The organism is Thiocystis violascens DSM 198 (genome assembly GCF_000227745.2).
GTDB classification, from domain to species: Bacteria; Pseudomonadota; Gammaproteobacteria; order Chromatiales; family Chromatiaceae; genus Chromatium; species Chromatium violascens.
In genome coordinates, this window is the sequence record NC_018012.1 from 3,481,674 (window position 1) to 3,504,681 (window position 23,008).

The 23,008-nt window shown below is 64.2% G+C and carries 18 protein-coding genes; 11 read left to right on the forward strand and 7 right to left on the reverse strand.

The window, feature by feature from the left end; genetic code table 11:
* The first annotated feature begins 8 nt into the window (after positions 1-8).
* The 8 genes from THIVI_RS15420 to THIVI_RS15455 all read left to right on the forward strand — a co-directional run bounded on the left by THIVI_RS15420 (position 9) and on the right by THIVI_RS15455 (position 10,952).
* Positions 9-4,931: a 2-oxoacid:acceptor oxidoreductase family protein gene (locus tag THIVI_RS15420; protein WP_014779470.1), complete on the forward strand. Its 4,923-nt coding sequence runs from the start codon at positions 9-11 to the stop codon at positions 4,929-4,931.
* 172 nt (positions 4,932-5,103) lie between these two features.
* Positions 5,104-6,510 (forward strand): electron transport complex subunit RsxC, encoded by a 1,407-nt coding sequence (gene rsxC / locus THIVI_RS15425; RefSeq protein WP_014779471.1) that lies wholly within the window; start codon positions 5,104-5,106, stop codon positions 6,508-6,510.
* A 117-nt stretch (positions 6,511-6,627) separates the two neighbouring features.
* Positions 6,628-7,656: an RnfABCDGE type electron transport complex subunit D gene (locus tag THIVI_RS15430; RefSeq protein WP_014779472.1), complete on the forward strand. Its 1,029-nt coding sequence runs from the start codon at positions 6,628-6,630 to the stop codon at positions 7,654-7,656.
* Positions 7,657-7,663: 7 nt separating this feature from the next.
* On the forward strand, positions 7,664-8,356 hold the full coding sequence (locus THIVI_RS15435) for an RnfABCDGE type electron transport complex subunit G (protein ID WP_014779473.1): 693 nt from the start codon (positions 7,664-7,666) through the stop codon (positions 8,354-8,356).
* A gap of 206 nt (positions 8,357-8,562) precedes the next feature.
* Positions 8,563-9,225 carry an electron transport complex subunit RsxE gene (gene rsxE / locus THIVI_RS15440; protein WP_014779474.1) on the forward strand — a complete coding sequence of 221 codons (663 nt, stop codon included), beginning with the start codon at positions 8,563-8,565 and terminating at the stop codon, positions 9,223-9,225.
* Entirely contained in the window at positions 9,215-9,805 is a 591-nt protein-coding gene (locus THIVI_RS15445) for an electron transport complex protein RnfA (protein ID WP_014779475.1), read from the forward strand. The genes rsxE and THIVI_RS15445 overlap by 11 nt, the downstream gene beginning before the upstream one ends.
* Entirely contained in the window at positions 9,798-9,989 is a 192-nt protein-coding gene (locus THIVI_RS15450; protein WP_014779476.1) for a hypothetical protein, read from the forward strand. Before THIVI_RS15445 ends, THIVI_RS15450 begins: the two co-directional genes overlap by 8 nt.
* Before the next feature lie 102 nt (positions 9,990-10,091).
* Complete coding sequence (locus THIVI_RS15455) at positions 10,092-10,952, forward strand: ferredoxin reductase domain-containing protein (protein WP_014779477.1); 861 nt, start codon at positions 10,092-10,094, stop codon at positions 10,950-10,952.
* Between the two features lie 78 nt (positions 10,953-11,030).
* Here THIVI_RS15455 and ettA read toward each other — a convergent pair whose 3' ends face one another.
* The gene (gene ettA / locus THIVI_RS15460) at positions 11,031-12,698 is read right to left on the reverse strand and encodes an energy-dependent translational throttle protein EttA (protein ID WP_014779478.1); all 1,668 of its coding nucleotides are present in this window, start codon (positions 12,696-12,698) and stop codon (positions 11,031-11,033) included.
* A gap of 272 nt (positions 12,699-12,970) precedes the next feature.
* Between ettA and THIVI_RS24790 the strand changes: the two genes are divergently transcribed.
* From THIVI_RS24790 to mobB, 3 genes are all read left to right on the forward strand, one after another.
* Complete coding sequence (locus THIVI_RS24790; RefSeq protein WP_014779479.1) at positions 12,971-13,135, forward strand: hypothetical protein; 165 nt, start codon at positions 12,971-12,973, stop codon at positions 13,133-13,135.
* Positions 13,132-14,367, forward strand: a complete 1,236-nt coding sequence (locus THIVI_RS15470; protein ID WP_014779480.1) for an HDOD domain-containing protein — start codon at positions 13,132-13,134, stop codon at positions 14,365-14,367. Before THIVI_RS24790 ends, THIVI_RS15470 begins: the two co-directional genes overlap by 4 nt.
* A 108-nt stretch (positions 14,368-14,475) precedes the next feature.
* Complete coding sequence (mobB, locus tag THIVI_RS15475) at positions 14,476-15,018, forward strand: molybdopterin-guanine dinucleotide biosynthesis protein B (protein WP_014779481.1); 543 nt, start codon at positions 14,476-14,478, stop codon at positions 15,016-15,018.
* Here mobB and trkA read toward each other — a convergent pair.
* The 6 genes from trkA to fmt form a co-directional block, all read right to left on the reverse strand.
* Positions 14,975-16,291, reverse strand: a complete 1,317-nt coding sequence (gene trkA, locus THIVI_RS15480) for a Trk system potassium transporter TrkA (RefSeq protein ID WP_014779482.1) — start codon at positions 16,289-16,291, stop codon at positions 14,975-14,977. The genes mobB and trkA overlap by 44 nt on opposite strands.
* A 189-nt stretch (positions 16,292-16,480) precedes the next feature.
* Positions 16,481-17,848 (reverse strand): sigma-54-dependent transcriptional regulator, encoded by a 1,368-nt coding sequence (locus THIVI_RS15485; RefSeq protein ID WP_014779483.1) that lies wholly within the window; start codon positions 17,846-17,848, stop codon positions 16,481-16,483.
* Complete coding sequence (locus THIVI_RS15490) at positions 17,845-20,052, reverse strand: sensor histidine kinase (protein WP_014779484.1); 2,208 nt, start codon at positions 20,050-20,052, stop codon at positions 17,845-17,847. Before THIVI_RS15490 ends, THIVI_RS15485 begins: the two co-directional genes overlap by 4 nt.
* A complete protein-coding gene (locus THIVI_RS15495) occupies positions 20,052-20,639 on the reverse strand; it encodes a DUF4390 domain-containing protein (RefSeq protein WP_014779485.1) in 588 nt (195 codons plus the stop codon). The genes THIVI_RS15490 and THIVI_RS15495 overlap by 1 nt, the downstream gene beginning before the upstream one ends.
* On the reverse strand, positions 20,636-22,009 hold the full coding sequence (rsmB, locus tag THIVI_RS15500; protein ID WP_014779486.1) for a 16S rRNA (cytosine(967)-C(5))-methyltransferase RsmB: 1,374 nt from the start codon (positions 22,007-22,009) through the stop codon (positions 20,636-20,638). The genes THIVI_RS15495 and rsmB overlap by 4 nt, the downstream gene beginning before the upstream one ends.
* Positions 21,975-22,931 (reverse strand): methionyl-tRNA formyltransferase, encoded by a 957-nt coding sequence (fmt, locus tag THIVI_RS15505; RefSeq protein WP_014779487.1) that lies wholly within the window; start codon positions 22,929-22,931, stop codon positions 21,975-21,977. Before fmt ends, rsmB begins: the two co-directional genes overlap by 35 nt.
* Between the last annotated feature and the right edge of the window lie 77 nt (positions 22,932-23,008).

The following is a 23,008-nucleotide window of genomic DNA, read 5'->3' on the forward strand; positions in this document are numbered from 1 at the left end:
TAAGGCCCATGTTCGGAAAGAAAGACGACAAGCAGTTCAAGTATCCCGGCACCCGCATGGCGATGGACGGCAATAGCGCCGTGATTCTCGGCGAGCGCGAGGCGTCCGATGCCGCTGGTTCCTATCCGATCACGCCCTCGACCCAGATGGGCGAGTATTGGGCCGAGGAAGTCGCCAAGGGACATCTGAACATCTCGGGCAATCCGCTGATCTTCGTCGAACCCGAATCCGAGCATGCCGCCGCCGCGGTCACCGCCGGGATGTCCATGACCGGTCTGCGCGCGGTCAACTTCTCCTCCGCCCAAGGCGTGGCCTTCATGCACGAGTCGCTCTACGCGGCAGTCGGCAAGCGTCTGCCCTATGTGCTGCATATCGGTTCGCGCGCCATCACTAAGGCGTCGCTGAACGTCCACTGCGCCCATGACGATTATCACTGTATCGACGACACCGGTTTCTTCCAGGTGTTCAGCAAGAGCGCCCAGGAGGCGGCCGATCTCAATCTGATCGCGCGCAAGATCGCGGAACTCACGCTGACGCCCGCCGTGGTCGGTCAGGACGGCTTCCTGACCACCCATCTGATCGAGCCGCTGATGGTGCCCGAGCGGGCGCTGATCGAGGAATTCTGCGGGCGTCCGGACGACATCATCGAGTGCCCGACCCCGGCGCAGCGGCTGATCCATGGCCCGACCCGCCGGCGCGTGCCGCTGGTGTGGGACGTGGACAACCCGGCCACCTCCGGTCCGGTGCAGAATCAGGACGCCTACATGCAGGCGGTGGCGGCCCAGCGGCCTTACTTTTTCGATCATATCGAAGCCATCGCCGATCAGGTCATGGACGAGTACTACGAGCTGACCGGCCGGCGCTATCAGCGCGCCACCGGTTATGATCTGGATGACGCCGACTATGTGCTGGTCGGGCAGGGCAGCATGATCACCCAGGCCGAGGCGGTCGCCGATTATCTGCGCACGACCCGCGAGCTCAAGGTTGGCGTGGTCAACCTGACCATGTTCCGTCCCTTCCCCGGCGATCTGATCGGGCGCCTGCTGCAAGGCAAGAAGGGCGTGGCCATCCTGGAACGCACCGACCAGCCGCTCGCCGAGGATCTGCCGATCATGCGCGAGATCCGCGCGGCGCTTTCCAAGTGTCTCGAAAACGGCGTGGTCGGCAAGGGCGAGGATCTGCCGTATCCCGCCTATGCGACCTATAAAGCCGGCGACATGCCGCGACTCTATTCCGGCTGTTATGGCCTGGGTTCGCGCGACCTCCAGCCCGAGGGGCTGATCGCGGCGGTCGAAAACATGCTGCCCGAGGGCACGCGGCGCAAGTTCTACTATCTCTCGATCGACTTCATGCGCGAGGCGCTCGACCCGAAGGACGAGATCCGGCTCCAGGCGCTCAAGGATGCCTATCCGCGCATTCAGGAGATGTCGCTGCGCGGCAGCGAGAACCCGAACCTGCTGCCCAAGGGCGCGGTCACGGTACGCATGCACTCGGTCGGCGGCTGGGGCGCGGTGACCACCGGCAAGAATCTGGCGATGACCCTCTATGATCTGCTGGGCTTCGACATCCGCGCCAATCCCAAATACGGCTCGGAGAAGAAGGGTCAGCCGACCACCTATTTCCTCTCCGCCGCGCCCGAGCCGATCCGGCTCAACTGCGAGTACACCTATGTCGACGTGGTCCTGAGCCCGGACCCCAATGTCTTCACCCACTCCAATCCGCTGTCCGGGCTGGATCGCGGCGGCGCCTTTGTGATCCAGTCCAGTCTGGAGAACGCCGAACAGGTGTGGATGAGCTTCCCGCCCGCCGCGCGCCGTTTCATGATCGAGCGCGAGATCCGCGTCTTCTATCTCGACGGCTTCAAGATCGCTCGTGAAGAAGCCTCCGATCCCGAGTTGCAGTTCCGCATGCAGGGCAACGCCTTCCAGGGCGCCTTCTTCGCCGCCTCGCCGCTGATGGAGCGGTCCGGTCTCACAGAGGCCGGTCTGTTCTCGGCCATGGAGGAGCAGATCCGCGCCAAGTTCGGCGGCAAGGGCGAGCGCGTGGTTCAGGACAACCTGCGCATCGTGCGCCGCGGCTTCGATGAGATCGTCGAGATCACCGACAAGGTCGTGGCGGGCGGTCAGCTCATCGCGCGCAAGGAGGTCGGTCTGCCGGTCATGCTCAAGGCACTGCCCGAAGGTGACGGCGGGTTGACCGACGTGCATCGTTTCTGGGAGCAGACCGGCGCCTTCTACGCCACCGGGCGTGGCAGCGACAATCTGGCCGATCCGCACATGGCGCTGTCGCTGATGCCCGCCTCCACGGGCGTCTATCGCGACATGACGCAGATCCGCTTCTCCTATCCGAAGTATGTCCCGGAGAACTGTACCGCTTGCGGCAACTGTTTCTCGGTCTGCCCGGACAGCGCCATTCCGGGGCTGGTCAATAAGGTTTCGGATGTCTTCGCCGCCGCCATCGCGCGTGTCGAGCGCGGCATGCCGACCCAGTATCTGCGCCGCGAGACGCGCAATGTCGAGAAGCGTCTGCGCGAACTGGTCAATGGCGCCGGCGAGTCGGCCGATATGCGCCTGCTCATGGACCGGGCGGTGCTGGAAACGCTGGCTGCCTTCTCTGGCGAACCCGAGCAGAAAGCACTGGCCGAGCAAGAATTCGGTCTCATGATGGAGGCGCTGGCGGACTATCAGTTCGCCATCACCAAGCCCTACTGGACCAATCGCGAGAAGAAACAGATCGGCAGCGGCGGGCTCTTCAGCATCACCGTCAACCCCTACACCTGTAAGGGTTGCATGGAATGCATCGAGGTCTGCGGCGACGGCGCCCTGATCGACGAGCCCCAGACCGAGGCCAGCATCCAGGAGATGCAGGCGCGCTGGAACATGTGGCTCGACCTTCCCACCACCGATCCGGACTTCATCCGCATCGAGGATCTGGACGACAAGGTCGGCGCGCTCGAAACCCTGCTGCTCGACAAGAGCAACTATCAGTCGATGGTCTCGGGCGACGGTTCCTGCATGGGTTGCGGCGAGAAAACCGCCATCCATCTCTTCACCGCCACCGTGACCGCCCTGATGCAGCCGCGCGTCAAGCGGCATCTGGCCGAGATCGACGATCTCATCAACCGGCTGGAGACCCATGTCCGGCTCAAGCTCGCCGCCAGCATGGATCTGTCCAACAGCGCCGCGATCGCCAAGGCGGTCGAGACGCACAAGGACGGCGATCTGACCCTGTCCGGTCTGTCGGCCGAACTGACGGACAAGCGCGCCCAGCCGGTCGATCCCGAGTGGCTGAAATGGGTCACCGGGCTGCTCGACAAGCTGCGTCATCTCAAGGCCCAGTATGTCAGCCCGCAGCCGCGCGCCGCGATGGGCATCGCCAACTCGACCGGCTGTACCTCGGTGTGGGGCGCGACCTTCCCTTACAGCCCCTATCCCTTCCCCTGGACCAATAACCTGTTCCAGGACGCCCCTTCCATGGCGCTCGGTCTGTTCGAGGGTCACATGCGCAAGATGGGCGAGGGCTTCAAGGCGATCCGTCAGGCGCGTCTGGAACTCGACGGCAAGTTCAACCCGGCCGATCCTCAATCCAACCTGACCTACTACGGCTGGAAGGATTTCAGCGAGGAGGAATGGCTGCTCTGTCCGCCAGTGGTCGCTGTCGGCGGCGACGGGGCCATGTACGACATCGGCTTCCAGAACCTGTCGCGCGCGCTCATGTCCGGTCATCCGGTCAAGATCCTGGTGCTCGACACCCAGTCCTATTCCAACACCGGCGGTCAGTCCTGTACCTCGGGCTTCATCGGCCAGATCGCGGACATGGCCCCCTACGGCAAGCAGTGGAAGGGCAAGACCGAGATCCGCAAGGAGATGGGCCTGATCGGCATGGCGCATCGTTCCAGCTATGTGCTGACCAGCTCCGCGTCGCATCTGACGCACCTGCTGGAGGGCTATATCGATGGTCTGAATGCGCGCCGTCCGGCCCTGTTCACCGTCTATACCTCCTGTCAGCCCGAGCACGGCATCGGCGACGACATGTCGAACAAGCATGCCCGCATGGCGGTGGAATCGCGCGCCTATCCGCTGTTCACCTATAACCCGGACCTGGGCGCGAGCTTCGAGGAGTGCTGTTCGATCGAGGGCAATCCCAACATCGATCAGGATTGGATCAGTTGGACGCTGAACTACACCGACGAGAAGGGCAATCCCGCCGCGATGGAGGTGCCCTTCACCTTCGCCGACTTCGCCATGATCGAGGGCCGTTTCCGCAAGCACTTCCGCAAGGCGCCGCCCGAGACCTGGAACGATTCCATGGTTTCGCTGGCCGAGTTCCTGGAACTGGACGCCGACGGACGCGACGGGCTCTTCCCCTATATCTGGGGCGTCGACGGCAAGAACCGCCTGATGCGGGTGCTGGTCGCGCAGGAACTGGTCACCAGTTGCGAGGAACGGCGCGGTTTCTGGACCCAGTTGCGCGGCATCTGCGGCGAGCTGAACAAGGTCGATGTCGACCAGGTGCGCAACGCGGCCAAGGCCGAGATGGCGCAGAAGCTGACCCTCAGCCTGCTGGCCATGGCCGGCGGGGATGGCGGGGCGCTCGGGGCCTTGACTGGCGGCAACGGGTCGGGCGGCAACGGTGCTGCCCACGCCAGCGCCAATGGCTCCGGAAACGGCGCGACCGAGGGCTGGGAGGCGGTCTGGATCGAGACCCCCGAATGCACCGCCTGCGACGAGTGCGTCAACATCAACCCCAAGATCTTCAAATACAACAGCGACAAGAAGGTCGAGGTGCTCGATCCCAAGGCCGGTCCCTATAAGGACATCGTCAAGGCCGCCGAGAAGTGTACCGCCGGCTGTATCCATCCCGGCACGCCCTTCAATCCGTCCGAGGCCGGCGTGGACAAGCTGATCAAGCGGGCCGAGAAATACCAGTAAGGACAACCGCTGGGAGCGCCGGCTTGTAGCCGGCACCTGGGGCGTCCGACTTGTCGTCGGACGTGTTACCTCCAAACGGCCAGTCGACAACATGTCGACTACCCCAGGGCCGGCTGCAAGCCGGCAGTCCCAGGGCGCGGTTTCATTTCAACCAACATCGGCGGATCCTTCGATGCAAGAGCAAACAGCGATTCTCGATTCAAGCGGTCGGTTCCCGGCGGAGCCGCGTTCCTCCAGGGGACTCTTCAGCCTGTTCCAGCGTGCCCCGACCTTCGATCACGGCATCCATCCGCTCGAGCATAAGGAACTGACGGCGGACAAGCCGATCCGGCGTCTGCCGTTCGCGCCCGAGCTGATCATTCCGCTGTCGCAGCACAAAGGGAAATCGGCGATTCCGCTCGTCAAGGTCGGGCAGGAAGTGGTCCGTGGCGAACCGATTGCACAGGCGGACGGTTTCGTCTCGGTGCCCATGCACGCGCCGGCCACCGGCGTGATCCGGAAAATCGGCCTGGGACCGACCGCCGAGGGCCCCAAGGCGCCGGCGATTTTTCTCAAGGTCTATCTGGCCGCCGGACAGCAGGTGCTCTACGACCACGAACAGGATCCGGAACAGATGGAGCCGGAGGCGATCATCGCGGCGGTCCAGGCGGCCGGTCTGGTCGGGCTGGGCGGCGGGGCCTTCCCCAGCCATGTCAAGATGATTCCGCCGACGGGCAAGGCCATCGAGACCCTGGTGGTCAACGGCTGCGAATGCGAGCCCTATCTCACCTGCGATCATCGCATCATGCTGGAGCAGACCGATTCGCTGATCCGCGGCATCCGCATCGCGCTGCGCGCGACCGGGGCGAAGCGGGCCATCATCGGGGTCGAGGACAACAAACTCGACGCGGTCGCCCATCTGCGCGCGCGTCTGCCCAAACATTTGCCGATCACCGCCGAGGCGGTCCAGACCAAGTATCCGCAGGGCGCCGAGAAGATGCTGATCCGCAGCCTGCTGGGGCTTGAGGTTCCGGCCGGCCGTCTGACCTCGGACATCGGCGTGGCCGTTTTCAACGTCGGCACCCTGGCCCAGATGGGCGATTTGCTGCCCAAGAGTCGCGGGCTGATCGAGCGGGTGGTGACCGTCAGCGGACTGCCGGTCGAGCGCCCGGGCAACTTTATGGTGCCGATCGGCACGCCGGTGCGCTTCCTGCTCGAACAGGTCGGGGTCAAACCGAACGCGGGCGGGGTGATCCTGGGCGGTCCCATGATGGGCATGACCGTGGCATCGCTCGACGTGCCTATCACCAAATCCGTGTCGGGCGTGGTGGTGCTGGAGGCCGAGGACGAGAATGCGGCCCGGAAGCAGGTCTATCCCTGTATCAAATGCGGCGAATGTCTCAACGCCTGTCCGATCTCGCTCAATCCCTCCATGCTGGGCGAGCTGGCGCAGGCGCGCGACTACGCGACCATGTCCGCGGATTACCATCTCGATCAATGCTTCGAGTGCGGCTGCTGCGCCTATGTCTGTCCGTCGAACATCCCCTTGACCCAATATTTCCGGATCTCCAAGGCGATCAATCGCAAGCGGCCACAGTAACCACGGGAGTGCCATTCGGGATTGCCGAGTGGTACTCGGCGATCCCGGATGACGATCCCCGAGTCCTGGCTGTGGCCCACGTCCTTATTGGATTGAACCTCATGATGTTGAAAGATTATGTTCAAAGACATTGAGATCAGAACCTCCCCGCATCTCAAGCGGGCGATGTCGGTCGACCAAATCATGCGCACCGTGGTGCTGGCGCTGTTGCCGATCGCGGTCTTCGCGGTCTGGCAGTTTGGTCTGAGCGCCCTGCTGCTGCTGCTGACCACGGTTGGCGTGGCGGTCGCGACCGAGTGGTTCTTTGCGCGTCAGAGCGGTCAGGGCAACACGGTCGCGGACTGGTCGGCGGTCATCAGCGGACTGCTGCTCGGCTTGACCCTGCCGCCGGGCTTTCCGCTCTGGATGGCGGCGGTCGCGGCCTTCGTCGCCATCGCGCTCGGCAAGGCGCTGTTCGGCGGATTGGGCTACAACGTCATGAATCCCGCTCTGGTGGGACGGGCCTTCGTGCAGGCGGCCTTTCCGGTGGCCATCACCACCTGGACCCCGGCCTTCGCGCCGGGGCGCTTTTCGGAGCTGATCCCGTCCACGCTTACGCTGCCCTTCATGCAGCCGGTCCCGGTTGCCGACTGGGTCGCCGGATTGCAGATGGACGGCTGGACCGGCGCCACGCCCCTGGCGCTGCAAAAATTCCAGCACATCGAGACGCCGCTGGCCGACACCTTCACCGGTCTGATCGCCGGTTCGGCCGGCGAGACCTCCGCGCTCCTGATCCTGATCTGCGGTCTCTGGCTCGCCTGGCAGCGGATGCTCGACTGGCGCATTCCGGCCAGCGTCATGGCCGGCGCGGTGCTGGTCGCCTTGCCCTTCTGGCTCATCGACCCCGCCATCTATCCGAGTCCCTGGTTCGTGCTCTGTTCGGGCGGGCTGATGCTCGCCGCCTGGTTCATGGCCAGCGACATGGTGGCCTCGCCGGTGACCGCGCGCGGGGTGATCGTCTACGGCCTCTTCATCGGCGCCCTGACGGTGATCATCCGGCTGTTCGGCGGACTGGTGGAGGGCGTGATGTACGCCATCCTGCTCGGCAACGCCATCGGCCCGCTGATCTCAAGCTGGACCCAACCGCGTGTCTATGGATCGAAGTGAGCCAACGATGAATAGCAACGTACAGATCCAGCCCGCGGTCACTCCCGCCTGGCCCATGCTGCGCACCCTGGGCGGAATCGCCATGTTTTCGGGCCTGCTGGTGGCGCTGGTCTACCAGTTCACCCTGCCGATCATCGCCGAGAATCAGCGCGTCCTGACCGAACGGGCGGTCTTTCAGGTGCTGCCGGGCGCGGTGAGCAAGCGGGATTTTGTCATCGCCGACACCGGTGAATTGAGGCTGGCGGGCGAGGGCGTTAGCGGAGCCCCGGTCTACGCCGGCTACGACGATTTCGCCCAGCTCAAGGGGCTTGCCATCACCGGCAGCGCGCCGGGCTACGCTGGCCCGGTCACGGTTATGTATGCCTATGACCCAAGCTGCCAATGTATCGTCCGCAGCAAGGTGCTCAATTCCACCGAGACGCCCGGCTTCGGCGACAAACTCGATACCGATCCCGTATTTCTCAAGAATTTCGAGGCGCTGGACGCCCGCCTCAACGCCGAGGGTTCCGCGCTCGCCAACGAGATCGTTACCGTCAAGCATGGAACCAAGTCCGAGCCCTGGCAGATCGATGCCATCACCGGCGCGACCATCTCCTCCAAGGCGATGGGACGGGCGGCGAATGCCGCCGCGCAACGGGCCGTGCCCGCGATCCAACGGGCGATCCAGCAAGATCCAGCCAGGCTGTCGCAACCGCATTAAACCGCGTCCAGAGGGATCTGCGTCGTTTTGTGCGAGAGGGCACCGACGCGGGTCCACTCAGGTTGCCGCTGACACGGTTTAAAATTTTTTATTTTTAATGACTTAAACCGCGTCAACTCCGATTCTGGCTGGTGAACGCAACACACGAGCGAACGACTCGAAATGACGATACCGCGCGAGACGCGGTTTAACGCGAGGCGAGATGAATGGCTGATCTACTCAACCCCCAGGAAACCCTGACCCCGGATACTTTCCTCCGTGGTCTCTGGGAAGAAAACCCGGTGTTCGTAATGCTGCTCGGCATGTGTCCGGTGCTGGCGGTGACGAACACGACCCTCAACGCCATCGCCATGGGGCTGGCGACCACCTTCGTGCTGGTCTGCTCCAGCCTGCTGATCTCGCTGCTGCGCCACTGGATTCCCAAGCAGGTGCGCATCGCGAGCTATATCGTGATCATCGCCACCTTCGTGACCATCGTCGACTACGCCATCCAGGCGATCAGCCTGGAGCTGTACGCGGCGCTCGGAGCCTTCATCCAGTTGATCGTCGTGAACTGCGTCATTCTGGGCCGGGCCGAGGCCTATGCCTCTAAACAGCGTCTGATGACCACCTTCGTCAACAGTCTCGGGATGGGCATCGGTTTCACTCTGGCGCTGCTGTGCCTGGGCACGGTGCGCGAAATCCTGGGCAACGGAACCCTGTTGGGGGTTCCGTTGTTCGGGGCGGATTTTCAGCCCTGGATCGTGATGATCCTGCCGCCTGGCGGTTTCTTCGTGCTGGGCGCCTGGCTGCTGCTGTTCAACTGGCTGCGTCTGCGCAAGGCGCGCGGGCTGACCGAGCAAACCGGAGTCGCCGTCCATGCACGCTGAACCCTTGCCGCTAATCTTTCTGAATGCCGCCATCGTCAATAATTTCGTGCTGGCGCTCTTTCTCGGCATCTGCCCATTCCTCGGCGTCTCGGCCAAGAAAGAGACCGCCTGGAACATGGGGCTAGCGACCCTGTTCGTGATGCTGGTGAGTTCCGCCGCCGCCTTCGGTATCAACTGGCTGCTGACCGAGCTGGATCTGCTGTTTCTGCGTTTGATCTGCTATATCGCGGTCATCGCCTCGACGGTGCAACTGGTCGAGATGTTCGTCAAGCGGTTCAGTCCGGCGCTGTTCCGCTCGCTCGGCATCTTCCTGCCGCTGATCACCACCAACTGCGCCATCCTGGGGCTGGCGCTCTTCCAGACATCCAAGGAATACGACTTCGTGCAGAGCCTGGTTTATGCCTCGGGTGCTGGAGTCGGATTCATGCTGGCCCTGATGCTCATGGCCGGTCTGCGCGAAAAGCTCGCTCTGGCGCGGGTGCCGAGCGTCAGTCAGGGCGCGGCCCTGAGCCTGATGCTGGCGGGGCTGCTGTCGCTCGCCTTCATGGGCTTCGCGGGTCTCGGTGGCGGGCATGGTTAAGTTTCTGCTGGCCCCCCTGATCATCTTCGCCGTGCTGGCTGGCTGGGTCTGGGTGGAGCGGGTCTATGCGCGCTTTGCGGCTGGAAACCCGCAACTCGGACCCTTTCGGCGCGAGGATGGCGGCTGTTCCTGCGGCAGCGGTCAGTGCGAGAAACGTCCCTCGGGATTTCCCGCTCGGCATTGATCGCCCCTGGGATCCCGGATCCCAAGGCAGTCGAATTTCATTGGTTAGTCAATTTCAATCATCTCTTGCGGCTGAAGGCCGCAAGAGCGAGGAGTTAAGCGGATGAGTCAGTTCACCCCCGAGATCGGCCCCACCACGGCGGCGGTCGTCAAGGCGTCCCAGCGCGTCACTCCGGACAGCGCGGCGGAGGTTCGTCATCTCACGCTCGAAGTGCTGGACCCGGCCTTTCAGTTCGTCGAGGGTCAGAGCATCGGCGTCTTGGTGCCCGGTCCGCATGCTTTCGGCAACGCCCAGCATCTGCGCCGCTATTCCATCGCCAATGCCCGCAATCTTCCGGTGGGCGATGGCGTGACCCTGGAGATTCTGGTGCGCCGCTGTTTCTACGTCGACGAGATCAGCGGCGAACGCTATCCGGGCGTGGCGTCCAACTATCTCTGCGACGCTCGACCGGGCGACCAATTGACCATCAGCGGTCCGTATCTGAGCCCCTTCAAGATGCCGCTGGACAACCGCGCCAATCTGCTCATGATCGGCACCGGTACCGGCGTCGCCCCCTTCCGCGCCTTCGCCCAGCTCATCTACGAGCGCCGCGGCGACTGGAAGGGACAGGTGCGGCTGTATTACGGCGGGCGCAGCGGTCTCGATCTGATGTACGCCAACGACGAGAGCACCGATCTCGCCAACTACTACGACGACAAGACCTTCCAGGCATTCCGCGCCTTGGGGACGCGCCCCATGATGTCCTCGTCACAGGCGCTGGGGCAGGCTCTCGCCGAGCACGCCGCCGATGCCTGGCGTCTCATCCGCGAATCCAACACCCATGTCTTCCTCTCGGGGCTGGGCAAGATCGCGCAGGTGTTCGACCAGGTCATGGCCGAACAGGCGGGATCGGCGGATGCTTGGAAGCAGGTCAAGCAACAGTTGATCGACGAGGGCCGCTGGTCTGAATTGACCTACGATTAAACCGCGTCCAGCATGACATGCGTTGTTTGTGCATTGGCTCAACCTCGCTGGAACAACGCATGTCAGAGCTGACGCGGTTTAAGCCGACAAGCGCCGATACTTGAGCCGGTGCGGCTGATCCGCGTCGGTGCCCAGACGGCGGTGGCGGTCGGCCTCGTAGTCGGCGTAATTCCCCTCGAACCAGGTCACTTGCGAGTCGCCCTCGAAGGCGAGGATGTGGGTGGCGATGCGATCCAGGAACCAGCGGTCATGGCTGATGACCACCGCGCAGCCAGGGAAGGTCAGCAGGGCCTCTTCGAGCGCGCGCAGGGTCTCGACGTCCAGGTCGTTGGTCGGTTCGTCGAGCAGCAGCAGATTGCCGCCGCTTTTCAGCAGCTTGGCCAGATGCACCCGGTTGCGCTCGCCGCCGGACAGATCGCCGATGCGCTTCTGCTGATCCCCGCCCTTGAAGTTGAACCGCCCGCAATAGGCGCGCGAAGGCATCTCGTAACGACCGACCACGATCATGTCGGAGCCGTCCGAAATTTCCTGCCAGATGGTCTTGTCGTCGTCGAGCGCGTCGCGACTCTGATCGACATGGGCGATCTGGACCGTCTCGCCGATGCGTAGCGTGCCGGCGTCGGGCTGTTCCTGTCCGGTGAGGAGCCGGAACAGCGTGGTCTTGCCGGCGCCGTTGGGGCCGATGATGCCGACGATGCCACCCTGGGGCAGGTTGAACGACAGATCCTCGTAGAGCAGATTGTCGCCATACGCCTTCTTGAGTCCTGTCGCCTCGATCACTAACTCGCCGAGACGCGGACCGGGCGGGATATAGATCTCGTTGGTCTCGTTGCGGGACTGGAATTCCTGCGACTGCAATTCGTCGAAGCGGGCCATGCGCGCCTTGCTCTTGGCGTGGCGACCCTTGGGGTTGGAGCGCACCCACTCCAATTCGTGCTTCATGGCCTTGATGCGGGCCTGTTCCTGCTTTTGTTCCAACTCCAGGCGTTGCTCCTTCTGCTCCAGCCAGGAGGAATAATTGCCTTCCCAGGGGATGCCGTGGCCGCGGTCGAGTTCCAGGATCCAGCCGGCGACGTTGTCCAGGAAGTAGCGGTCATGGGTGACCGCGACCACGGTGCCGGGATATTCGTGCAGAAAGCGCTCCAGCCAGGCGACCGATTCGGCGTCCAGATGGTTGGTCGGCTCGTCGAGCAGCAGCATGTCGGGCTTGGAGAGCAGCAGCCGGCAGAGCGCGACGCGGCGGCGCTCGCCGCCGGAGAGTTTCGTCACGTCGGCGTCCCAAGGCGGCAGGCGCAGGGCGTCAGCGGCGACCTCCAGGGTGCGCTCCAGGTTGTGTCCGTCAGTGGCCTCGATGAGGTTTTCGAGATCCGCCTGTTCCTTGGCCAGGGCGTCGAAATCGGCGTCCGCGTCGGCATAGGCGGCGTAGACGTCATCGAGCCGGGTCAGCGCGTCCTTGATATGACCAAGCGCCTCCTCGACATTTCCCCGCACGTCCTTGGCGGGATCCAGTTGTGGTTCCTGCGACAGAAAGCCGATCTTGATGTTTGCGAGCGGGCGGGCTTCGCCCTCGATTTCGGTGTCGAGACCGGCCATGATCCTGAGCAGGGTGGATTTGCCCGAGCCATTCAGACCCAGGACGCCGATCTTGGCGCCGGGATAAAACGAGAGCGAGATATCGCGCAGAATGACGCGCTTGGGCGGCACGATCTTGCCGACCCGGTTCATGGTGAAGATGTATTGAGCCATGGTTTTTTGCGGTTTGGTTGCTTGGGGGATGTCGTCAGGGATGCGCTGTTGCAGATGTCGGGGAGGGGGCATTGCGCCCCGCTGTCGATGGCCATTCTGCGCTGTCGAGGGTGAAATGTCCAAAATGGGGAGCCGGCGCCGAATATACTTCAGGCATCTTGAATCCCCTGGCAACCAAGGGTCGGGAGTTTTTCATGTCATCGATGCTGTCTCCGCGAGAATCCGCGGTTGGTCTGCCTTGCCACCGCTGGTCGGTTGAGGACTATCCCCGGATGGCGCAGTCCGGTCTGCTGGACACCCAGTCAGGCGAACTGACGGTCTATCGCGAATCCGCGCAGGGGCTGTATCGTCTCATCCGCAAACCGTCGGCGACTGAAACGCTATCGCCGCTGCCGTTGCCAAAGGCGATGCTCCAGCTCTTGGAGGTACTGGCTTGACCGTTACCCCTGTACTGTCCGCGGAGACCCTGGAAGATCTGATTCCGGTGCATCGATTGACGCGGGATCAGCGCGCGCGCCTGGCCCGAGGCGGTCAGGTCGCGTCGCTCCCGGCGGGTAAAAAACTCGTCGCGACCCAGGAGCATCCCTGGCTGGATTATTTGCTGGCCGGCAGGCTCTGTCTGCTGAAGGGTGATCAGAAGGACATCGTGGAGGCGGGTTCGATGCGGGCCTGCCATCCGGTGTTCGAGCCGGGTCGTTTGCGGGACTCCGCCGTCGCCCTCGGCGAGGCCGAACTGCTACGTTTGGATCGACAGCTTTACGAAACGCTCAGCGGCGACCGTCCCGCGCCGGGCGGCTCGCTCGACGACCTGGATCTCAGCGAGGCCGAAAGCGCCCTGCTGATGCGATTTTATCATGCCTGCAAAAGCGGTAGCCTCGCGCTGCCCTCGCTGCCGAAGGTGGCACGGGCGATCCAGGAGGCCATGAGCGATCCGAACATCAATTCGGCGCGGCTGGCACGTATCGTGCAGATGGACCCGGCCGCGACCGGGGGGCTGATCCGGCTCGCCAACAGTCCTGTCTACCGCGGTGCCAAGCCGACCGCGGATCTGCGCAGCGCCATCATCCGACTCGGCATGGATCTCACCCGCGGGGCCGTGGTCGGCATGGCCATGCAAAAGGTCTTCAAGACCAAATCGCCGCTGATGAAGCAGCGGATGAAGGCAGTCTGGAATCGCAGTGTCCATATCTCCGCGCTGAGCTTTGTGATTGCCCGGCATTGCAAGGGGATCAACCCCGAGGAGGCCCTGCTGGCGGGACTGCTGCACGATGTCGGCGAAATTCCCATCCTGGATTTTGTTAGCCGTCATTACCGCGAAATCGACGACGACGAACTGGATGCCGCCATCCTCAAGCTGCGCGACATGGTGGGCGAACTGGTGATGAGCTATTGGGGACTGGGGCCGGAGCTGGTCGAGGTGGTGCGCGAATCGGGCCACTGGCATCGCGACCAGGGCGACCGGCCCGACGATTGCGATATCGTGCTGGTGGCCCGGCTCTATCGCATGAATCAGTCCGAATCGCGGGGTCCGGTGCCGCGCTATGACGAAGTGCCGGCCTATTTCAAGCTGGGCCTGGGGTTCTCCGAGACGGCGGGCAAGGTCGACGTGATCGCGGAGGCGAGCGAGGAACTGGCCGCCGTGATCGGGATGCTCAAGGGGGGCGCCTGAACCGCGTCCGTCAAGGCGTGCGTCGTTGCGAGCGACCGGGCCGAAACGATCAACATTCTTTTGCACTCTTTGCGGTTCAAAAGCGCCTTCCAGGAACGAAAACAGACGATGCAAGTCGAGATTCCGGTATTCGGTTTCGTGGCCCCGAGCGGCAGCGGCAAGACCACCCTGCTGCGGCGGCTCGTCGCGGTTCTGCGCGAACGTGGGCTGCGGGTCGGTTATCTCAAGCACGCCCATCACACCTTCGACCTCGACGTGCCGGGGAAGGATAGCTTCGAGATCCGTGCCGCCGGCGCGGCCCAGACCCTGCTGGCCTCCCGCGAACGCTGGGCATTGCAGGTCGAGAATGCCGCGAAGGGGGAAGATCCCGACCTCGACGCGATGCTCGCGCGCTTCGAGTCGGACCGACTGGACCTGATTCTGGTCGAGGGCTTCAAGCATGCCCGCTATCCCAAGATCGAGATCTACCGCGCCGCGCTCGGTCAGGCGCCGCTCTATCCAGGCGATGGCGACATCATCGCGGTGGCGACCCCCGACGAGCTACCCGCTGACGGACACCCGCCGGTCCTGCCGCTCGATGACGCGAACGCGATCGCGGATTTCCTCCTCAACGCTGCCAGAAGGCCGGGCTCAGCAGCACCAGCAGGGTGAAAATCTCCAGCCGTCCGAGCAGCATGGCGAAGCAGAGGATCCATTTCGCCAGATCGTGCAGGTCGGCGTAATGGGCGCCAACCTGCGCCAGGCCAGGGCCGAGATTGTTGATGCAGGCGGCCACCGCCGAAAAGGCGGTCAGCAGATCCAGCCCGGTCGCCGCCAGCAGCAGATACATGAGGACGAAGCTGGCGACATAGAGCGAGAAAAATCCCCAGACCGCGTCCACCACGCGATGATTGACGCTCTTGCCGCCGATGCGCACGGGGAGTTGCGCGTTGGGGTGGATCAGCCGGCCGATTTCGTGCGCGCCCAGCCGCTTGGCGAGCATGGCGGAGAGGATTTTGGCCTCGTCGTCGTTGGTGACGGCGCAGAAGACATCGGTGTTCTCGATGTTCTCTTCCAGCAGCAGTTCCTGATCCGCGGCATCGCCGTGCAGCACGATGGTCTTTTCCAGATCCTCGGCGATACGTTTGCAGTGGTTCAGATTGCGCTCGATGAGCTTGACCCGGTAGTTGGCTTCGAGCGCGCGGGCAAGCCGGGTGCCGATGTTGCCGCCGCCGGCGACGATCAGACGCTTGTAGGATTTGTCGAGTCGCCGCAATTCCCCCATGACCGCGCGAATATGGATCGGGGCGGCGAGAAAAAAGACCTCGTCATCGGCCTCGATGACGGTATCGCCCTCCGGCTGGATGGCACGATCCTGACGATAGATGGCCGCCACCCGCGCATCCACCTGGGGCATATGCTCCTGGAGCGCGCGCAATTCGTGACCGACCAGCGGGCCGCCATAATACGCCTTGACCGCGACCAGCCGGATGCGTCCGCCAGCGAAATCGAGCACCTGGAGCGTGCCGGGGTTTTCGATCAGGCGCAGGATGTAGCTGGTCACCAATGCCTCGGGGCTGATGGCGACATCGATGGGCAGGGCGTCGGTGCCGAAGAGCCTGGGCTGATCGAGGAAGCTTTGAGCGCGCACCCGCGCGATCTTGGTGGGCGTATGAAACAGCGTATAGGCGACCTGACAGGCCACCATGTTGGTCTCGTCGCTGTTGGTGACGGCGATGATCATGTCGGCGTCATCGGCGCCGGCGCGCGCGAGCACATCCGGATGCGCGCCGTGACCCAGCACGGTACGCAGGTCGAAGCGTTCCTGTAATTCGCGCAGAAGTTCCGGGTTGTGATCCACCACCGTGATGTCATTGGCCTCGCTGACCAGATTGGCGGCCACCGAGGTGCCGACCTGGCCAGCGCCCAGGATGATGATCTTCATTGAAACCGCGTCCGGCAGGACGTGTGCGGCTGGTGCATTGGTTCGGCCTCGTAAGAACCAGCAAACGTTGGAGTTGACGCGGTTTCAGGATTGAATTTTTATCATTTAAACCGCGTCAACTGTCGCGTCCGTGGATTGACGCGAGGCCAGGGCCAACGCACCAACGGTGAATATCCCGCCAGACGCGGTTTAACGCCGCTCCTTGATCTCGATCCCGAGCGAGCGCAGCTTGCGATAGAGGTGGGTGCGTTCCATGCCGGCCTCCTTGGCCATCTTGCTGACGTTGCCGGCGTGCTTTTCCAATTGATAATCCAGATACGCCTTCTCGAACTGCTCGCGCGCGTTGCGCAGCGGCTGATCGAAGGACACCAGACCCTCCAGCGCCTGAACCTGAATCGGCGGCGGCGCGCCGAGCGCGGTTTCGACCTCTTTCTGCCCGATCTCGTCGCCGGCGCCCAAAATCAGCACGCGCTGGACCAGGTTCTTCAGTTCGCGGACATTGCCCGGCCAGCCGTAATTGCGCAGGAAGTTCTGCGCGCCGACGCTGAAGCGACGGTAGGGCAGTTTTTCGTGGGTGGCGAAATAGTCCAGATAAAAATTCAGCAGGTCCGGCACGTCCTCGGCATGTTCCTGCAGGGACGGCACGTTGAGCGGGACGACGTTGAGATGATAGAAGAGATCCTCGCGGAAGCGTCCGGCGCGCACCTCGTCTTCCAGGTTGCGCTGGGTGACGGCGACGATGCGCACGTCGATGCGTACCGGCTCGCTGCCGCCCACGCGCAGGAAGGAGCCGCTGTCCAGGGCGCCCAGCAGTTTCAACTGCGCGTCGAGTTCCATGTCGGCGACTTCGTCGAGCAGCAGGGTGCCGCCCGCCGCCTTCTCCAGACTGCCGTAGTGCGTATGCTCGCCTTCCTCGGTCCCGAACAACTCGCGCGCGGCGTTGCCGCCGGCCAGCGAGGAGACGCTGAGATCCACGAAGGGCCGCTCGCGGCGCGCGCTCTGGGAGTGCAGATAGCGGGCGAAGGTCTCGCGCCCGCTGCCGGCCTCGCCCATGATCAACACCCAGGTGTCGTGCTGGGCGATGCGCTTGACCTGCTCGCGCAGTCGCTGTATGGCCGCGCTGCGCCCGATGGGCTCGTGCACCTGCGGCGTGCGGCGCTTTAAACCGATGTTTTCCTGTTGGAGCTTGTCCGCCTCCAGCGCACGCTCGACCGTGAGCAGCAGCTTGGCCATGGACAGCGGTTTTTCGAGAAAGTCGTAGGCGCCAAGCCGGGTGGCCTCCACCGCGGTCTCGACCGTGCCGTGACCGGACATCATGATGACCGGACAGGGTAGTCCCTCTTCTTCCGCCCATTCCTTCAACAGCGTGATGCCGTCGATGTCGGGCATCCAGATGTCCAGCAGAATCAGGTCCGGGCGCCGGTCGCGCAGGGCATGACGCGCGGTCTCGCCGTTTTCGGCAATGGCGACGGTATAGCCCTCGTCCTCCAGGATTTCCTGGACCAGGCCGCGAATGTCGGGCTCGTCGTCCACCACCAGGATGTGTGTTGCGCTCATGGGTGTGTGTCTTGCTCCAGACGTTGGTTCGTGCGCAGGGCGGCTTGCCAGACCGGCAGTCGGATCCTGATCAAGGCGCCCTCGCCGGTGTTTTCAGCCGCGATCATACCGCCGTGCTCCTCAATAATCTTCTTGACGATGGCCAGCCCAAGTCCTGTCCCCTTCGCTTTGGTGGTGACATAGGGCTCGAAGAGCCGCTCCAGCAGGTGCGCCTCGAAACCGGGACCGTTATCGGTTACGGTGAGCTGTACCGCAGAGCCGGCCTCCACTTGAGAGACGTCTGGCGCCAGTTCGTCGATCACGTCCGTGGTCACGCCGATGCGTGCGTTGGCGCGGCCTTCCAATGCCTCCTGCGCGTTTTTGATGAGGTTGTGGATCAATTGACGCAGCCGCAGCGGATCGCCGCGAACTTGAACCCCCGCCGCGTTCAGACCGATGTGCAGCGCGGGCGTCCCGGCACTGCGATAAAGATCCAGAACCTCCTGAATCAACCGATCGAGAAGCAGTGGCTCGCGCTGGATCCGGGGGCCGCGCGCATAGTCCGAAAAATCGTTGACCATGGCCTTCATGGCCTCGACCTGCGCGATGATGGTGCCGGTGGCGCGGTCGATGATTCTGGCATCGGCCTCGTCGGCCTTGGACAGCAGCTTGTGACGGAGCCGTTCGGCGGAGAGTTGAATAGGTGTGAGCGGATTCTTGATCTCGTGAGCCAGGCGTCGCGCCACCTCGCCCCAGGCGGCATTGCGCTGGGCGGTGATGAGCGAGGTGATGTCGTCGAAGACCACCACATGACCGCGCTGCTCGGAATCCGGAAGAGGCAGGGGACTGCCGCGACACAGCAGCGTCTGGTTGCCTTCGCCGCGTTGCAGGATCACCTCGGCACGCCAGGCATCGCCAGCGGCGAGGTGACGGCGGACGGTTTCGGTCCAGGGGGTGAGACAGGGCTGCTCGCGCTCGATCCGTTCGAGCGTCGGACCCGCGTCCTCGGCGAAGTTCAACGTCAGAATCTTGCGCGCGGCGGGATTCGCGGTGCGTAGACATTGGCTTTCATCGAAGGCCACGACACCCGAGGAGAGACGCCCGAGCACGGTTTCGAGATAGTTGCGTTGGGTCTCGACCGCCAGTTTGCTACGCGCGGCCTCGTCGCGCGCCCGGGCGATCCGGCGTGACATGGCATTGAACGAAGCGACCAGAAAGGTGATTTCGTCGTCATGTCCCGGCAGCGGTATCTGCTGCTCGTAGTTGCCTTCCGCGATGGCGCGGGTGCCGCGAGCGATATCCGCCACCGGCGCGACCAGCCGGCGCGCGGTATGAAAGGCCGCGATCAAGGCGGCCATGAGGCCGAACAGGAGCACCAGCGACAGGGTCAGCGAAAAGCTGAATTTGAGTGACTGGCGCAGATAGGCCAGCTCGGTGTAGCGATTGTAAGCCTCTTCGAGACGCGCGGAGAGTTCGCTGATGCGCGCGGAGGTCGGGAAGATCGCCTGCATCTGCATCTCGCGGCCGCCGGGGTCGTTGACCAGCGCGCGCACCACCAGTTCGTCGCCGGGGCCGCTTTCCAGTCCGACATAATTGTTGCCGGCGCGCACGCTCTGCTGAATCTCGCGCTCGGCGTGGTCGGGAACCAGTTGCGTGGGATCCTCGTTGGCCGTGCCTAAAACCTGGCCGCCTGGCCCATAGACGGTCAATTCGATGGCGCCAGCCTGACGGCGCCGATGATTGAGGCTGAGCGCGATCGCGGTCGCCGAACGGTCCTCGATACCGGCGAGCAGTTGCTCGGTGTATTTGCCGAGCACCCGCTGATTGAGATCGAGCGAGGCCTGATTCAGCAGCAGCGCATCCTGCATGGCGCGTCCGATCTCGACATCGAACCAGCTATCGATCCCGCGCAGGAGAAAGCCGAGCGAGAAATAGTAGACCACGCCAACCGGCAGCAGCGAGATGAGCGCGAACAGGGTGACGATGCGCGCGGTCAGTCGCGATCCGGCCGCCTGGCGGCGATGGCGCCGGACCAGTTTGACCACGTTGACCGCCACCAGCACGGCCAGCACCAGAAGCCCGGCCAGGACCGCGAACAGCAGCGGCACGAAGGCGCGGCTGAGCGCCTCGGAGTTCTGCACCGCGTCGCGCATCAGCACCAGTACCACGAACAATCCGACGATCAGTCCGGCGACTGGCAGTATTCCGAGTTCGCGCAGTCGCATCAGGGGCTTAGCGGCCACTTGCTCCACCCGCTGGAGAGCTTCCAGGACGGTTTGAGATAGGCCATGGGGCGCAGCGGCAGGGGTAATTCCTCAATGTCCAGAAAGACCTTGATCTGGATCTCGTACTCCTCTTCCTCGTCCAGTTTGTCCTGCGCGATCAGTTGCACATTCTGGAGTTCGCCTAGCGCGCGGATCGCGGCCTCACGGGTCTCGAATCCGCGTCCGCTGGTGCCCGGCAGGCGATACACCTCGTAGCGTTCGGACAATGGCTTATAGCGGATGGCGTAGCGCATCTGCCGATCCAGCAGACTGTCTTCCCACAGCCAGGCGTTGACGCGCCGGATTTGCAGATGGATGATGATCGTCAGGGGAACCCCATTGTTCAGCGCCTCCAGGGCCTCCTCGCTGAACGCCGAGTCCATGGTGGCATCCAGATAGTAGATTCCGTCCTCAAGTCGAATTTGGGATTGCCGGAACTCGAAGTCATCTCCCGCAAGGGCGGATGACAGGATTGCCCAGGTCAGGAGCGAGAACACCAGACTCAGTGCCAGCGCGCGCCGCGACCGAGTTGCGTGTCCCCCGCTCATGCGGACACTCGCTCGATGATCGCATAGTAAAAACCGTCGCTCCCGTCCGGCGTCGGCAGCCATTGACGCCCGCGAGGGCAGGTCTGGCCTGAAGCGGTCGGCAGATCCCGTTCGCGCGCCTCCGGCTGACGGGACAGAAAAGCGGCGATCTGCTCGTGGTTTTCCTCGGCCAGCAGCGAACAGGTCGCGTAGAGCAGGCGTCCGCCGGGCGCGAGCAGGGGCCAGATGGCGTCGAGCATCGCCGCCTGCGTCGCAGCGAGTTCGGGAATATCGCGGTCGCGCCGCAGCCATTTGATGTCCGGATGGCGGCGGATCACGCCGGTGGCGGAGCAGGGGACATCGAGCAGAATGCGGTCGAAGGGGCGCTCGGTCCAGGTGCCCTGGGGAGCGGCGGCATCGGCCTGGATGACGCTGGCCGTTAGGCCGAGCCGGTCGAGGGTCGCGCGCACGGTGTCGAGCCGCGAGGCGTCGCTGTCGATGGCGATCAGATCCAAGGCATTGTCGGCCCGCTCCAGGATGGCGGCGGTCTTGCCGCCGGGCGCGGCGCAGGCGTCGAGGACGCGCTGTCCAGGGGTAGCGTCGAGCCAGTGGGCCGCGAGTTGGGCGCCGCTGTCCTGCACCGACACGAGCCCGCGCTCGAAACCGGGGAGATCGCGGGTGGCGTGGGGGCGGTCGAGGATCAAACCCATCTCGCACCCTGGGACGGGGCGCGCGGCGATGCCGGCGGCGGCGAGTTGGTCGGCGTAATCGCTCAGGCTGGCACGTAGGCGATTGACCCGCAGGGCCATCGGTGGACGCGCGTTGCTGGCGTCGACGATGCGCTCCCAATCCTCGGGCCAGTCGCGGCGCAGGCGGGTCAGCAGCCAGTCGGGAAAGAGCCAGCGGGCGCCGGGCTCATGCTCGATCTCGGCCAGCAGGGTCTCGCGTTCGCGCAGGAACCGCCGCAGCAGCGCATTGACCAACGGTGCCTTGTCCGGCTTGCCGAGGAGGCGGCTGGCGTCGACGGTGGCCGACACGGCGGCGTGCGCCGGAATTTTCATCGCGATGAGCTGATACAGCCCGATCAGGATCAGCGCCTCCAGATCCCGGTCGGATTTCTTGACGGGGCGATTGAGCAGACGTCCGGCCAGCGCCTCCAGTCGGGGCAGCAGTCGCAGCGCCCCGTAGGTCATCTCCTGGATCAAAGGTTGATCGGCGGGCGCGCGCGCGGCCTGGGGCTGTTGGAGAACCCGCGTCAGCGATTGACCCTGATCGCGGACCCGATGCAGGTTGAGCGCGGCGGCCGCGCGCGCTTCGGCGCCAGCGGGAGTGCCTGGACTTGCGTGCTGTCCAGGATCAACCAAGCCGCAGCCCGTCCAGGTGTCGTGCATTGAGGAAATCCGTTGCGCTCATGGGTTTTTTCCCGGCGGGCTGAAGACGGGTGATGCGCAGCGTGCCCCGGCTGGTCGCCACGATGATGCCGGTTTTGTCGGTGGCGACGACCTCTCCGGGAGCGGCCGGGGGCGTCGCCCCCTCGTCGGCCTCGGCATCCCAGACGCGCAGGACCGCGCCGTCCAGGCTGGTCTGCGCGACCGGCCAGGGGTCGAAGGCGCGCACCTGACGCTCGATGGCGTCGGCGGGTTGGGTCCAGTCGATGCGCGCCTCCTCCTTGGTGAGCTTACGCGCGTAGGTCGCGAGCGCGTCGTCCTGGGGCTCGGGGACGGACGAACCGTCGAGAACCCCCGGGAGCGCCGCGAGCAGTGCGCTGGCGCCCAGGGTCGCGAGCCGGTCATGGAGACTGCCGCCGGTTTCGCGCGGGCCGATCGGCGTCTCGACGCGATGATAGACTGGACCGGTGTCGAGACCGGCTTCCATCCCCATGATGCAGACCCCGGCAAGCGCGTCCCCGGCGAGTACCGCGCGCTGGATCGGCGCCGCGCCGCGCCAGCGCGGGAGCAGCGAGGCATGCACGTTGAGACAGCCGAGACGGGGCGCTTCCAGAACCGCGACCGGGAGAAGCAGCCCATAGGCCACCACCACCATCAGGTCGGCATCGAGTGCGCGCAGTTGGGTCACCGCGTCGGCGTCCCGTTTCAGGCTTTCGGGCTGAAAAACCGGGATGGCACGGGCCTGGGCCAGCGCCTTGACCGGGCTCGCCTGGAGCTTTTGTCCGCGTCCGGCCGGGCGGTCCGGCTGCGTGTAGACCGCGACGACGTCCAGTCCGGCGTCCAGCAGGGCGGCGAGACTCGGGACCGCGAACTCGGGCGTTCCCGCGAAGATCACTCGGGTGTTGTTCATCGCGGGGTAGGCCATTGCATCGACTGACCGCCGGAGCCCCGGCCAACATCCCGACTCGGAGCGCGCCGGCGGCGGATGCGCAAAGGCGCGCT

Bases quoted from the DNA above. Each gene is read 5' to 3' on its own strand.
- THIVI_RS15420 (WP_014779470.1), top strand. From the start codon at position 9: ATGTTCGGAAAGAAAGACGACAAGCAGTTCAAGTATCCCGGCACCCGC.
- rsxC (WP_014779471.1), top strand. From the start codon at position 5,104: ATGCAAGAGCAAACAGCGATTCTCGATTCAAGCGGTCGGTTCCCGGCG.
- THIVI_RS15430 (WP_014779472.1), top strand. From the start codon at position 6,628: ATGTTCAAAGACATTGAGATCAGAACCTCCCCGCATCTCAAGCGGGCG.
- THIVI_RS15435 (WP_014779473.1), top strand. From the start codon at position 7,664: ATGAATAGCAACGTACAGATCCAGCCCGCGGTCACTCCCGCCTGGCCC.
- rsxE (WP_014779474.1), top strand. From the start codon at position 8,563: ATGGCTGATCTACTCAACCCCCAGGAAACCCTGACCCCGGATACTTTC.
- THIVI_RS15445 (WP_014779475.1), top strand. From the start codon at position 9,215: ATGCACGCTGAACCCTTGCCGCTAATCTTTCTGAATGCCGCCATCGTC.
- THIVI_RS15450 (WP_014779476.1), top strand. From the start codon at position 9,798: ATGGTTAAGTTTCTGCTGGCCCCCCTGATCATCTTCGCCGTGCTGGCT.
- THIVI_RS15455 (WP_014779477.1), top strand. From the start codon at position 10,092: ATGAGTCAGTTCACCCCCGAGATCGGCCCCACCACGGCGGCGGTCGTC.
- ettA (WP_014779478.1), bottom strand. From the start codon at position 12,698: ATGGCTCAATACATCTTCACCATGAACCGGGTCGGCAAGATCGTGCCG.
- THIVI_RS24790 (WP_014779479.1), top strand. From the start codon at position 12,971: ATGGCGCAGTCCGGTCTGCTGGACACCCAGTCAGGCGAACTGACGGTC.
- mobB (WP_014779481.1), top strand. From the start codon at position 14,476: ATGCAAGTCGAGATTCCGGTATTCGGTTTCGTGGCCCCGAGCGGCAGC.
- trkA (WP_014779482.1), bottom strand. From the start codon at position 16,291: ATGAAGATCATCATCCTGGGCGCTGGCCAGGTCGGCACCTCGGTGGCC.
- THIVI_RS15485 (WP_014779483.1), bottom strand. From the start codon at position 17,848: ATGAGCGCAACACACATCCTGGTGGTGGACGACGAGCCCGACATTCGC.
- THIVI_RS15490 (WP_014779484.1), bottom strand. From the start codon at position 20,052: ATGCGACTGCGCGAACTCGGAATACTGCCAGTCGCCGGACTGATCGTC.
- THIVI_RS15495 (WP_014779485.1), bottom strand. From the start codon at position 20,639: ATGAGCGGGGGACACGCAACTCGGTCGCGGCGCGCGCTGGCACTGAGT.
- rsmB (WP_014779486.1), bottom strand. From the start codon at position 22,009: ATGCACGACACCTGGACGGGCTGCGGCTTGGTTGATCCTGGACAGCAC.
- fmt (WP_014779487.1), bottom strand. From the start codon at position 22,931: ATGGCCTACCCCGCGATGAACAACACCCGAGTGATCTTCGCGGGAACG.